The sequence below is a fragment of the Mesorhizobium sp. M0500 genome (assembly GCF_040321165.1).
In the GTDB taxonomy this organism is placed as follows: Bacteria; Pseudomonadota; Alphaproteobacteria; order Rhizobiales; family Rhizobiaceae; genus Mesorhizobium.
On sequence record NZ_JAMYRB010000020.1, the window covers coordinates 23495 to 37700 of the forward strand.

Here is a 14206-nt window from a genome sequence, read left to right on the forward strand (position 1 = left end):
TTTGAACGGAGAACGGATGTCTAACGGACGGTTAGGTCGCGTGGAGACGCTTGGGGAGATGAGCCGCAAACCGTGGATCGATTGCGATGCGTTCCAGTGCCCTTCGTCGCAGATAGCCGACGCTATGGCGGCACGCTGATGGCCGGCTCTGTCGATAGATTCGACGTTATTGTCGTCGGAGCCGGGCCGGTCGGACTTTCCTTCGCCGCATCGCTTGCCCAGAGCCGACTCAAGGTGGCAGTGGTTGAACGGCAGTCGCTCGAAAGCCTGGCGAATCCGGCTTTCGACGGTCGCGAGATCGCGCTGACCCACGCATCGGTTGGAATCCTTCGCGAGCTCGGCGCCTGGGATGCCATCCCGGCTTCGGACAAATCACCGCTACAAGGCGCGCGCGTGCTCAACGGATCGAGCCCTTTCGCCCTGAGCTTCGATTCTCCCAGCGGATCTGGGGAACCACTCGGAATTCTGGTCCCAAATTGTCGGATCCGCGACGCCCTGTTCAAGCTTGTCCACTTCCAGGATCATGCCCAGCTGCTGTGCGGCCGCTCGGTCGTCACTGCAACAACCAGCCACAAAGAAGCAGTCATAACGCTCTCTGATGGCAGGCAATTGGCCGCTCGGCTGCTCGTTGCAGCGGATTCGCGTTTGTCCGCGACGCGCGACCTCCTCGGCATTGGCGCCGCCATCAATCGGCTTGGCAACTCGATGCTGATTTGCCGGGTGAGGCACGAGCGCGCCCATCACCAGATCGCGGTCGAATGGTTCGATCACCATCAAACGATAGCGATGTTGCCGCTCATGGAAGGCGTGTCGTCGCTGCTTCTCACTTTGCGCTCAAGCGAGGCCGACAGACTGCTTGCTCTCGACGACGATTTGTTCCTCATGGAATTGACGAACCGGTGTCGAGGACGCCTCGGAGAGATGACCTTGGCAAGCACCCGCCATGCCTATCCGCTGGTCACGACCTGGGCGCACAAGTTCTGGGCTCCGAGTGCGGCACTGATCGGCGATGCTGCCCTCGGCATGCACCCGGTGACCGCTCATGGTTTCAACATCGGCCTCAGTGGCCAGAAGCAACTCGCCGATAGAATCCTGGCGGCATGTCGCGAGCGCCGCGACATTGCTGATCCCGACATGCTCGGCAGATACGAAAGCCGACTGCGTCGGTCGGCGGCACCGCTCTATCATGCTACGAATGTACTTGTCGCTCTCTACTCAGGCGAGCACCCGACGGCACGGCTTGCAAGACATGCGGGGCTTCGCTTTGCCCAATATCTTCCCTTTATCCGCCATGGCATTTCGGCCATGCTCAGGCGGTGAATCGCAGGCAGCGCTGCCGCTCTGGAACGCTATCTCGGCCCGGCTTCCTTTTGTCTCGCCGGGCGCGTTTGATGCCGTTGGCAGGGCTGCTTCCATGGTGACGTTGCCGATCCTGGGATGATTCGGATCAAGGCACGCGTGCGGGCAAGAGCTCGATGGTCAGACGGCAAGGCCAAGAGCAGACGTGCGACCCGAAGACATCGTGAGCGCACTGGTTACCCCCGCTGGATAGTTAACCCATCCTTCAGTGGGCTTGCGTAAGCTTGTCCTCGCGAACAACGATGGGAGCAAGCTGGTCCGTCCATGGCCCCGAAGAAAGAAGACACGCTGGAGGCCAAAATCCGTCAGGATCAGCTTGCTGACCTGAGGACCGGTCGCGAACCCGCGCTAGCAAGGCCGCGTCCGACCACGGCGCCTGTCCCGCGAAATGCAGCAGAGACTGATGCTTGGCCGACACCCGCGACGGCGCCGTGACGGCCGCCAACGGCTCACGCTCTTGCGCTCTATCGGCATCAGAAGTCCGAGGCAATAATCGTTCAGCGGCTCAGCTCGGTCGGCGTGGCCGATCACCCCGATCAAAGCATCGACATAGGCGTCGAACTCGGCTTCACTCTCGGCTGTCCAGTCGGTCATGGCGGGGCGCTTCCCTGATCACCAAGCAGCACCCTAACAAATCCACGACCAGCGCGAATCCCCCCGCAGCCCCGACTTTCTGACTCAGTAAGACTTGCAGCTGTTGAAGAAGTCTGACGTATTGCCTTGAGGATGGCCTCGTCGCCGTTGTGGTAGGCGAATGTGATCTCGATCGAGCCGTCGTCGAGCAATTCGGCATAGCCATCGCCTGTGACTTCATCCATCTCGTCACACCCGCCCCATGTGAAGTGAACTATCGAGGGGCTGTAGCTCAGATCGAGGCCGGCTTGCAGGGCACCAAAGGCGATCTCGCCGTTGTTGTCGGGTCCGATGGCGATGGTTGCGGGTCCACCGAGGTTCAGGTAACCGCGATCCCACAGATCGGCTTCGATGATCCGCCAGCGGCCGATCAGTTGGCAGCCCGCGGGCGCGGTCATTTCGACGCCGCCAAGAGCTTGGGCAGCCGCACCAGATTGTAGGCGGCGGCCGCGAAGGTGAAGGCCCACCCAACGCGGTCGCGGCCGCGCAATTTGGTCTTCTCCTGCCCAGCGACGGTTTTGATCCAGCCGAACGCCTCTTCGATGCGCTTTCTGATGCGCTGGCTGACGGCATAGCCACCGTGGCGCGTGGTGCGGCGATCGATCGCCGAACGACGGCCGTTCGTGTTCTGCGCTACGTGTGGTGTCACCTTCATCGAGCGCAACTCGTTGACGAAGTCCTCTGCGTCATAGGCCTTGTCGGCACCGAGCGTGATCGCCCGCGGCCGGTCGGCACGAGGTTCGATCATGTGCAGGGCCGCCACCCGCTCGGCATGTCCGTCGGCCAGCGTCAGACAGGCTTCCACCAGCAGGCCGTGGCGGTTCTCCATCAACCCATGTCCCAAGAAGCACAACCTGGCCTCCTTGCCCCGCCCTTTGCGGTAGAGCCTGGCGTCGGGGTCGGTAGTCGAGGTATGTGTCTCGTTCGATCGCCTCTCGCCGTGGAAGTCCGCTTCCGCATTGCGTCCGCCGCCGTCTGCCGGCGGTTCGCCATGACCGCCGCTTGGGCCGCCCTTTGGCTTGACGCTCTTCATCGAAGCCCAGGCCTCGATCAGCGTGCCGTCGACCGAGAAGTGATCCGTGGACAGGAGCTTCTTGGCTTTGGGTTGCGCCAGCACGGCCGCCAGGAACTTCGCCGCGATATCGCCCTCCAGCAGCCGGTCACGGTTTTTGGAGAACACCGAATGGTCCCAGGCTGCGTCGTCGACGCCGATGCCGACGAACCAGCGGAACAGGAGGTCGTATTCCAACCGTTCCATCAAAAGCCGCTCCGAGCGGATCGAATAGAACGCCTGCAAAAGCATCGCCCGCAGCAGCTTCTCCGGCGGGATAGATAGCCGTCCGATCGGCGAATATAGCGCCGCGAACTCACGCTCCAGCCTCGACAGGGCTTCAGTCACGATCGTCCGGATCGCCCGCAATGGATGATTGCGCCGAACCCGGACCTCAAGGTCCACGTAGCTGAAAAGTTCGCCAGTTCGATCGTCGCCGCCGCGCACTCGTCACCTCCGATTCCCTTCGGAGCCAGTGAATCATTGCTGCGGTCCGGTGGCGAGGACCCTTTCAACAGCCTGCTAGCTCAGATCAAGTCACCAACGTATCTCATTTCACAATGCTCGGACCGCACGGTGCCAACAGTATTATCGAGATGCGGATAGCTTTTTTGTTGCGGCCACCGTTGGGCAGGATCTAAGTGTTCGGCTCTGGGAGTGGGGGCATAATTGTCAGAATCCGAAAAGTCAGTCTTCCAAAGCGATCTACCGCTAAAGGAGAAGCTCGAGCGCGCCAGGATGGAGTTGCTCGACCTCTCCGCACGTAATCGCCTTTTGAACGTGCCCCGGTTTTCAAAGAGTGCGAAAACGATCGACATCGTCGATGAGCGGTCATCCGAGGTCTATCGGTTGCTGGTGAATGAAGGGAAGGTCTTTACGTTCGTCGCAGGCAAGCCTGATAGACCAAAGGCTGGCCAAGAAGGCTCTGCTACGGAAGACGAGATCGACTACTCCCCCATTTCCCTTGCTCAGCCAGAGGACGATGAAGTGGACGACAGGGGAGTGTTTGCGCGACATTCAGACACCAAACTGCAGACGCGGATGACCCCCACCGGCTTGCAACGCCGGCTTCTCGATCTCCATCACGATGCCAGGACGCTAGAGGAGGAGCAGGGCGTCAACATCCTCTTTCTGGCTCTCGGGATGCTGAAGTGGATTGACCCGAACAACAAGGAAAACATCCGTCAAGCACCGCTCATTTTGGTGCCGGTCCGGCTCGAGCGAGGAACGGCTGGAGAGAAGTTTCGGCTGCGCGCCAGGCCAGAGGATCAGAGCGCGAACCTCTCCCTTGAGCTCTATCTGGATCGGATGCACAAGCTCGCCATGCCGAGCTTCGATGCGGGAGACGACTTCGACGCCTCAAAGTATCTCGATGCCGTGGCCGAAGCGGTTTCAACCAAAGAGGGTTGGGAGGTGCTCCGGGATGATATGGTGCTGGGCTTCTTCTCGTTCGCGAAGTTCTTGATGTACCGGGATCTTGATCCTGAGATCTGGCCCGAGGCCTCCAAGATAATCGAGCAGCCGAAGATCCGCTCGCTCCTTTCCGACGGCTTTGAAGCGCGCGAGCCGCTGATGTCTGACGACATCGCGATTGATCCGCACATTGCGCCAGCGGAGATGTTGCACATCGTCGACAGCGACAGTTCCCAGACACTTGCGATCCATGATGTCAGAAAGGGTCGCGACCTTGTGATCCAGGGCCCCCCAGGCACTGGCAAATCGCAGACGATTGCGAATGTTATCGCGTCGGCCGTGGCCGACGGAAAGACCGTCCTTTTTGTGGCTGAAAAAATGGCCGCGCTGGAGGTCGTGAAGCGCCGCCTCGACAATGCCGGGGTAGGGGACGGGTGCCTGGAACTCCACAGCAACAAGGCGAACAAGCGCATGATGCTGGAGGAACTGCGTCGTACCTGGCAGCTCGGATCGCCTCGAGGACAATTCCCATCTGCGCTGGCCGATCAGTTGTCGCAGGCGCGCGACAGGCTCAATGCGCATGCCCACCGGATGCATGTTCCGTTCGGCGCATCCGCCCTGACGCCCTACCAGGTTTTCGGCCAGCTAACCCGGCTCAGGCAGAACGGGCAAAAACCCGTAGATATCGAGCTCGAGGGTGCCATCCATTGGACGAGTGAAGGCGTTTCGTCACGCCGGAAGCTTCTCGACGAGGTCTCTCAACGGATCAACGAAATCGGGCTACCCATCCACCATCCCTGGAGAGGGGTAGGCCTGGACGTCGTACTGCCGACCACGGTCGAGCGGCTCGTCCCGCGCATCGGGTCATTGCTCGATCAAGCGAAGGCTGTGCAGGCAAAACTGATCGACATTGCCGCGCGGACCGAGGCCGGGCCTTCGCGAATTCTCAGCGACAGCGGCGACATAGAAGATCGCGCAGAACTGCTTGCGTCCGCACCAGAGCTTCCCGCCGATGCGTTGGTCTCGCCGGTGTGGGACGACCATCCTAAGGAGATCTCATCGCTTCTTTGGACAGGATCGGATTTCGCCCGCAAATTCGAAGACGTTTCGCAGCATTTGGTGGCGACGGCGATCGACACCCCAATTGAAGGTCTCGAGGCAGAGCTTGCAAAGCTGCCATCGGAATTCCCGAAAGACGGTTTTGTCCGTGCGCACCAGCTGACCGTTCTGCTCCCGCGCTTGCGGGATGAAGCGGAGCGGCTGAACCAGGAGCTGGGATCAACGGTTGTACCGGACACGTTGGCAGGGCTGGTTAGATTGATCGTGACGGGGGAGAGAGTTGCGGCCGCCCCTGACGCGAGCCCTGAAGCGTTTGCCGCGACCGTTTGGGACACAGGACTTGAACAAGCGGCGGACCTTGCCGAGAGCGTCGCGACGCTTGAGGCAGTCCAAGCAGAGCTGAAGGGCAAAGTTGTCGATGCTGCCTGGAACACGGAGGTTGCACCGACAAGGCAAGCCCTCGCTAGTCACACGGGTCTGTTGAAGGCATTGAGCGGCGACTACCGTCGCGCCAAAGCCCTTCTGCGGTCCCTTCTAGTCGATCCTAACGCGCCGTCGACTGAGACAGTGCGTCTCCTAGACGTGTTGATGAAGGGGCAAGCGGCGGCCACGAAGGTTCGTGACGGTGACGCCTTTGGTCGTTCCGCCTTCGGAGCAGATTGGCGCCGGGAGAAATCCTCGTCGGCACCGCTCTTGGCTCTAGTGGAATGGATGCGCACGCTAAGGGGACTTGGCTCGGAACCGCGACTTATTGCTGGTCGGATGGCCGAGCGCTCTGAAGCGGGCGCGCGTGCGCTCCGGGTTCGCAAGGTGATCGATATCGGCCGGCCGATGATCGAGGGTTTCTGGAATGATCTCGGCCACCTCGCGCCGTCCATGCTGGGTGACGTGGCCTCCGCCGAAAGGGCTTCACTGCAGCTGATGGAAGTGAAGGCGCGATCCGTGGCTCAAGCGGACGAAGCGTCTCGAGAGGTTCTGGCCAGCCTGCCTGATCAGCTATCCGGTCGGGTGAAGCTCGTCCGACGACTGGGCGCCCTACAGAAGCTTGCTCAAGAGATCGATGCTGCTCACGGCATTGGCATGTCCGCATTTGGCTCGTCTTGGCTCGGGCGAGGATCCGACTGGGCCGCGCTTACGCAGGCCGAGCTCTGGTTGAAAAACAATACCGCACTCCGACATCTGGTCGCGCGTCTGCCTGACAGGGTCGAGATCGCAAAATCAGCTCGTGCAACGCGAGAAACGACGCAGGCCGCGGCACTGCGGCTGAAGGCGCTTGCGGACGATTTGAAAGCTGATGCTTCGTCTTTGTTCGGAGTAGGCGATTTCTCTGAGGTCGTGATTGCTGAGTTGATTGCCCGATTGGAGACCTGGGTCGAGCATCAGGAACAGCTCTCGAAATGGGTTGCCTACGAAGAACGATCCGAGAGTGCCCGAAAGGCGGGACTAGGACAGTTGATCGGCGGCCTGGCCAATGGCCAGGTTCCAACCGCATCGGCGCGATCGGTCTTCGACATGGCCTATTACGAGAAAATGCTGACGGCGATGGCGAACAAGGAGCCGGACCTCGGGAGGTTTGACGGCGAGCTACATTCGAGAGCTGTTCGCGACTTTGCGGATTTGGACCGGCAGAGGATCAAGGCTAGCGCCATCGAGGTCGTGACCGCGCATCATCGCAAGATCCCCTCAAGAGATGGCGGAGCTGGGCCTGTCGGTTTGCTTCGATCTGAGATGGCGCGCAGAAGAGGCCATATGCCTATCCGGCAGTTGATGCTGAGGGCAGGACCTGCTGTCCAGGCGTTGAAGCCGGTGTTCATGATGAGCCCACTTTCGGTGGCGCAGTTCTTGTCGCCCGGTCGAATGTCGTTCGACCTCCTGGTTATGGACGAAGCGTCTCAGATCCAGCCGGTGGACGCACTCGGCGCAATTGCCAGGGCGAACCAGGTAGTCGTCGTTGGCGATGAACGCCAGCTGCCACCGACGACATTCTTTGCGAAGATGACGGGCTCGCAATCTGAAGATGACGACGGCGAGGGTGCGCAGGTCGCTGACATCGAGAGCATTCTCGGGCTTTTCACAGCCCGTGGTTTGCCACAGCGCATGCTTCGCTGGCACTACCGCAGTCGACATCAATCGCTCATCGCCGTGTCGAATAGCCAGTTCTACGACAACCGGCTCTTCATCGTCCCAAGTCCGTATACCCAAGAGGCTGGTATGGGGCTGCGGTTCCATTACGTGCCGGACGGAGTGTTCGATTCAGGTGGGACAGGGACGAACCCGATCGAGGCGCGTGCCGTAGCAGAAGCGATCATTCGTCACGCGAAGTCCAATCCACAAGAGTCTCTTGGCGTTGCGACTTTTTCTGTCAGCCAACGCCGTGCGATCCAAAATGAGCTTGAAGCCCTGCGGCGGTTGAATCCGGACACCGAAGACTTCTTCCACGCCCATCCGAGTGAGCCGTTTTTCGTCAAGAACCTGGAGAACGTTCAAGGCGACGAGCGGGACGTGATCATGATCTCGGTGGGATACGCGAAGAATTCCCAGGGCTACATGGCCATGCGCTTCGGCCCACTCGGTTCGGAAGGCGGAGAACGTCGACTCAACGTTCTCATAAGCCGGGCTAAGCGTGCCTGTGAGGTGTACGCGTCGATAACAGATGAGGACATCGACCTCGAGCGCGGAAAGGGTAAGGGGGTCTTTGCCTTCAAGCTCTTTTTGCACTACGCGAGGACTGGACGCATCTCGCTTGCTCAGACGACGACCAGAGAGATGGATTCAATCTTTGAAGAACAGGTAGCCAACGCCTTGATTGAACGAGGCTATCAGGTCCATGCACAGGTGGGTATCGCGGGCTTCTTCATCGATCTGGCAGTTGCTGATCCGGAGCGGCCAGGGCGCTACCTGCTGGGCATCGAATGCGACGGTGCCGAGTATCACTCCTCGCGCTCCGCAAGAGATCGGGATCGGCTTCGCCAGGCTGTGCTCGAAGACCACGGCTGGATAATTCACCGCATCTGGAGTGCCGATTGGTTCCAGCGTCCGCGTGAACAGCTCGAGCGGACGGTGGCGGCGATCGAGGCTGCAACGAGAGAACTTGCTGAACGGGCGGAGTTGGGAAACCAGAGAAGCCGTGGGGCGGCCGTACAAGTCGTAACGGTCGACCGGGGTAACGTCACCGAAATCGCGTTGGAGACTACGAATGGAGCCGCGACACCAGATCGAGCCTACGCAGAAGCGAGTGTACAGAGACCGCCCGGGCGGTTTGAACTTCACGAGACGCCCACCGGTCTCCTGGCTGGGCTGGTCGAGCAAATCGTCGCCGCAGAGACGCCAGTCCATCTCGATGAGGTAGTATCGCGCATTCGGGATGCATGGGGCCTACAGCGGGCCGGCGGCAGGATTCAGGACGCGATTGAGCGTGGTCTTGTTATCGCCGAAGCGCGGGGAGTGGTGGCGCGTCGAGGCGACTTCTGCTTCAAACCGGGCGCGCCTATTCAGCTACGCGACCGCAGTGGTGTCATGTCCCCTGGATTGCGTAAGCCCGAAATGATCTCCTCGGAGGAAGTTGCCCAGGGTGCAATCGAGGTGGTGAGATCCAATCTCGGCGCGACGGAGGACGAAATCGCAACGAGCGTCTCGAGGATGCTGGGCTTCAAAGCCACGAGCGCGCAGCTGAGGCAATTGATTTCAGCGGCGGTCGCCGGTGCTGTTGCGAATGGATCGTTGCGGTACCAAGACGGCCTGCTGATAGACGGCGCAAACGGTCAGTAAGAAATCAGCGAGGACGCGAGGGTGGACCGCCACCCTCGCAAGATCATGGCGAACCTGGGGACAAACTCTGCCCTTGGCTGGAGGCTGAATGGCGTTTCGATTTGTTCATACGGCAGACATTCATCTGGATTCACCGCTGCGTTCGCTAGCGTTGCGAAACCTCGAACTCGCAGAGCTCGTGGGAGACGCCAGCCGCCAAGCCTTCATTTCGATAGTGGATTTGTGCCTCGAGGAACGCGTGGATGCGCTGGTCATTGCGGGCGACCTCTACGATGGCGATCAGACTTCGATGAAGACTGCGCGGTTCATCGCGACACAGATCGGACGGCTGCACCAGGCTGGTATTAGGGTCTTCAAGATCCGCGGCAACCATGATGCCCTCTCACGCATCTCAAAACAGCTCGTGTTTCCGGACAGCGTGACTATTTTCGGCGGCCGCGCCCAATCGGTATTGCAGACTTCAGGTGGTCTGGATGTGATGTTCCATGGCCTGAGTTTTACGCATTCGAAGGCGCCAGAAAGTCTGTTGCCCAAGTACCCAACACCTCGTGAAGGCGCGGTCAATGTCGGTATTATGCATACCAGCATGGCCGGTTCGCTCGGTCACGACGTGTACGCGCCCTGCAGTGTGGCTGACTTGCACAATCATGGTTTCGACTACTGGGCGCTCGGACACATCCATGTTCGCCAGGTCTATCCAGGGGCACGCGCAACGGTCGTGATGCCGGGTATTCCGCAAGGCAGGGATATCAACGAGGCGGGCGAGAAATCGGCAACGCTTGTGACGATACGTGATCACGGTTCTGTTGAGATCGAGGAACGGCTGACCAGCGTCGCGCAGTTCGAACGCCTCAACGTCGACCTTATCGGAACCGTTGAGTGGCCCGAAGTCGCCACGCGCATTCGAGACGCACTTGAACAGCTGCGATCCAATGTTCGATCGCGGCACGTTCTGGCTCGAGTCAATTTGAGCGGAGCGACACCGTTGTCGTGGCAGCTCATTCGCGACAGGGACCTCCTCCTTGCCGAAGCTCAACAGGTGGCCGGGCAACTGGGTGACACGTGGATCGAAAAGCTCGATCTCAACGTCCTTTCACCTGGGACCGAAGCAGTTGAGGACACCGCTGATCCAATTTATGAGCTAGCCGCGTCGATGCGCAGTGACGCCACGTCCGAGGCGTTCCGCGCCGAGGCGAGGGCGTTCATTCAAAAGACAGTTGCCGAACTTCCGGCGGAAGGCCGCGACTTTGCTGGCAAGAGCGAAGCCGACCTCGACCTTTTCCTAGATACAGCGCTGGCCAGGGGCATTGACCAGGTCACCGCACGTCTCAAGGCTGGTGCCTCGTCATGAGACTGCGACGCCTTGACCTCGTTCGCTATGGGAAGTTCACCGATCGTACGATCGACTTTGGACCGAAGCCCACGTCCGGCCCTGATTTGCACATCGTGTTCGGTCTGAATGAGGCTGGCAAGTCGACCGCTCTTTCTGGCTTTCTCGACCTCTTGTTCGGGATCGAGGAGCGTAGCAAATACAACTTCATTCACGAGTATAGCGCCATGCGCCTTGGTGGAGTGCTCGAATTGGCAGGTGTGGAGCATTCATTTACCCGCACGAAACAGCGGAACAATTCGCTCCTTGATGCGACCGGCAAGCCGGTCAGTGAGATGGCAATCTCGGCACACCTCGCCGGCCTGTCTCGCGATGCCTACGCGACAATGTTTTCCTTGGATGACGAGACGCTGGAAGCCGGTGGAAAGGCGATCCTGGAATCGCGCGGTGATCTCGGCAAGCTGTTATTCACCGCCAGCGCAGGACTTGGCCATGCAAGCGATACGCTAAATGCCTTGGATGCAGAGGCCGACGCGCTACATCGCAAGCAGGCGCAAGGTACCGAGATCGCGCTGCTCAAGAGGCGGCTGGCCGACCTAAAAACTCGGAAGGATGATATCGACACACTTGCTTCGACCTACGAAGGACTGGAGGCTGAACGTCGCGACGCGGCACAACAGTACGACGCCCTGATCAACGAACGAGCGGTGCTGGCGAACCGGCTGGAGGCGATTGCGCGGTTCGAGCGTGCACGGCCGATGCTGGCAGATATTCGGCGCAAGCTCGTCCAATTAGACGGATTGCCGAAAACCGCTTCACCTACGCGCACTTGGGCGGGCTCGATCGCGGAGCTGATTGGTGACGATGCGAGCTTGAGAACGCGTTTGGCGGGCAATGTCGGCGAAGTTGAACGTCTGACGTCAAGCATTGCATTCCTCGACGTAGACGAGCTGATCTTGGGGGTCTCGGAGCGCATCAGAAGCTTGGCAGAGAGCAAGGTGCGCTATTCGTCGGCAGGCCTTGATTTGCCCACTCGCAAGTTCCAGCTGCAGATCCTCGACAACACCGTAGCGACTTGCCTTAGCGCGTTGGGACGCACTTCTGAACAGGATCCTGCGAAGCTACTTTTGCCAGCAGCGACGGTGGGCGTCTTGCGCACAATGATTGAGCAGCGATCCGGGATCGCCACGGCGGCAAGCGCTGCCCATGACGAAATTGCGGCTGCTGTCGATGCGCTCCAATTGGCTCGACAGCGAGTTGGCGAAGAAAGAGCCGTGCCCGAATCCGTCAGAGCGAAGCTCAGTTCAGCATTGTCGAAGGCCCGCGCCAGCAATCAGCTCGCGGAAGTTGCGGCGGCCCGCGAGGAGGAAGATGCGGGTACAATACGATTCGAGGAGTTGCGGGCTCAGCTGCGGCCGTGGGCCGGCGATGCGAGCGCGCTCGCGAGCATCGCTGTTCCGAGCGCTGGGCAGATTGCTTCCTGGAAAATGGCCGCAACAGATTTAGCCAGAACCAGCTCGGTGGTCGCCGAACGCCTTGAGGAATGTGAGAGCAATTCCACGAGGCAATCGGCACGACTGGAAGCATTTCGTGTGTCGATCGATGTGGCTGACGACGAAGCCGCTGCAGTGAGCCGACGAGCACGTGACGCAGCTTGGGAAACGCATAGGGCGGCGCTGACCAGCGAAACAGCTGATGACTTTGCTCTAGCGCTAGCCCGCGACGATGGCGTCGGCACGGGCCGTCTAGCGAACGCGTCGGATTTGGCAGAGATACGCGCAACGACCAGGGCGCTTGGCGAAACTTCGGCGGATTTGTCTCGTTTGCGTCAACAATACGCGCAGCTTGCCCTCGATCTTGAAGCCAAGATGGCTGAAGTCCGTCAGGCCGGCGGTGCGTTGCTGGAAGACGTGATCGAGCCATCACTAGAGCGCCTGGTACAGCGCTTGGACAATCGAATTGAGTTGCGTGCTGATGCACTCGGTGAATGGCGGCAGATCGAGCTCTCTCGGAAGAGGGCGGACCGGGCTGCCGAGGCGGGCGAGCAGATCCGACTGGAACTTATCAGGGCGTTGACGAGCGTCGGAATAGTACCGGCGCCGCATGACACGCTTGAAGCCGCTATGGCCCTCGCGGAATTGTTTCTAGAGCGGCAGCGCAAGTTAGACGCAGAATACGCTGAAGCACTAAGAACCGTGAATGGCAGGGAGGAGGATCTTACTGTCAGGCGTCGGGCTCTCGCCATGGCCGAGCGGCGCGAGGAGGAGTGGCTCGCCACGACAGGTGAGACGCTCAAGGGAACTTGGCTCGAGAGCGGCGTATCCGCTTCCGGCTTAAGCACAGTGCTCGAACAGTTGAGTAATCTGGCCAAAAGCGTGCAAGAGCGAGACGCCCTTCAACTGCGCATCGACAAAATGGAAGCTGACAGGGCCGATTTCCTCAGTGAGGTCAGCTCTATCGCAGCAGATCTGGGAGAGGCTACGAAGGATGGAGAGCCGGAGCAGTTAGCGGTTCGCGTTGGCGACCGCTTGGATCGCGCTGAAAGGGCGCGTGACACGAAGGCAGGCTTTTTGGCCGATCTCAAACGCTTGCAAGGCGAGCGCAATGTCCTCGACAATGAGACTTCGGTCCATGAGTGCCGCAAGAATGAGGTGCTGATCGCGTTCGGCGTCGAAACCTTAACCGATGTGGCGCACCGCGACGAGTTGCTGCGCGAGAGGGATCGTCTGCACACCAGCGTGGCCGAGCTTGAGGATCGGGTGGCGGCTGAACTTTCATTGGAGAAGTTTGAGCAGGCCCGCTCGGTCCTTGACGAAATCGACTTCGACGGCCTGGCGATCGAGAAGGGACAAGGCGAGCAGAGGCTCCAGCAGCTAGACAGCTTCCTCCAACAACAGCTGATCCGACAAACGCGCGCTGCGGATAAGATTGACGAGATTGGAGGCGACGGCGCTGTCGCTCGGCTCGACGCCGAACGCCGAACCATTCTGCTGGAAATCGAGGACAGCGCGGTTCGCTATATTGAACTGAAGCTCGGCATCATGTCAGCCGGGAATGCTCTGCGCGCCTATCGCGAGCGCCACCGGTCAGGAATGATGGCGCGTGCATCGGACGCTTTCAAGCTGATGACGCAAGGCCAGCATTCTGGCCTCACGACCCAGCCCGTGAAGGGTGGCGAGGTCCTGATAGCGATGCAGCGCGACGGCCAATCCAAGGTCGCCGATGCGCTGTCAAAAGGCGCGCGGTTTCAGCTCTATCTGGCCCTGAGACTCGCTGGATATTACGAATTCGCGCAATTCCGACAGTCGGTCCCATTCGTCGCGGACGACATCATGGAGACGTTCGACCATATCCGGTCTGAAGAAGTGTTCAGGCTTTTCGGCGAAATGGCGGGCATGGGTCAGGTGATATATCTAACGCATCACAAGCATTTATGCGAAATCGCCAAGGCAGTTGTGCCAGGGACTACCATCCACCAACTCGAATAGGATGGCCGCCCAAACAGCGTCTTCCAATCTACAAGGAAATCGCTTGGCGTGGGCCGCGCTGCCGGGAATTGCGGCTTCTTCCCCCTAGCCTTGCTTGCCAAGATC

6 protein-coding genes are annotated in these 14206 nt (G+C 59.9%); 4 read left to right on the plus strand and 2 right to left on the minus strand.

Features of this window, described 5'->3' with window-relative positions:
• The first annotated feature begins 138 nt into the window (after positions 1-138).
• On the plus strand, positions 139-1320 hold the full coding sequence (gene ubiM / locus NKI70_RS26055) for a 5-demethoxyubiquinol-8 5-hydroxylase UbiM (RefSeq protein ID WP_352578929.1): 1182 nt from the start codon (positions 139-141) through the stop codon (positions 1318-1320).
• Between the two features lie 629 nt (positions 1321-1949).
• Here the strand turns inward: ubiM and NKI70_RS26060 are convergent.
• Positions 1950-2390 (minus strand): hypothetical protein, encoded by a 441-nt coding sequence (locus NKI70_RS26060; RefSeq protein ID WP_352725304.1) that lies wholly within the window; start codon positions 2388-2390, stop codon positions 1950-1952.
• A complete protein-coding gene (locus tag NKI70_RS26065; RefSeq protein WP_352578919.1) occupies positions 2387-3490 on the minus strand; it encodes an IS5 family transposase in 1104 nt (367 codons plus the stop codon). The genes NKI70_RS26060 and NKI70_RS26065 overlap by 4 nt, the downstream gene beginning before the upstream one ends.
• Before the next feature lie 222 nt (positions 3491-3712).
• On the opposite strand from NKI70_RS26065, the gene NKI70_RS26070 reads away from it, so the two are divergent.
• From NKI70_RS26070 to NKI70_RS26080, 3 genes are all read left to right on the plus strand, one after another.
• On the plus strand, positions 3713-9283 hold the full coding sequence (locus NKI70_RS26070) for a DUF3320 domain-containing protein (protein WP_352725306.1): 5571 nt from the start codon (positions 3713-3715) through the stop codon (positions 9281-9283).
• Between the two features lie 88 nt (positions 9284-9371).
• Positions 9372-10634, plus strand: coding sequence for a metallophosphoesterase family protein (locus NKI70_RS26075; protein ID WP_352725308.1), 1263 nt, complete (start codon positions 9372-9374; stop codon positions 10632-10634).
• Positions 10631-14101: an AAA family ATPase gene (locus NKI70_RS26080; protein ID WP_352725310.1), complete on the plus strand. Its 3471-nt coding sequence runs from the start codon at positions 10631-10633 to the stop codon at positions 14099-14101. Before NKI70_RS26075 ends, NKI70_RS26080 begins: the two co-directional genes overlap by 4 nt.
• Positions 14102-14206: the final 105 nt, after the last annotated feature.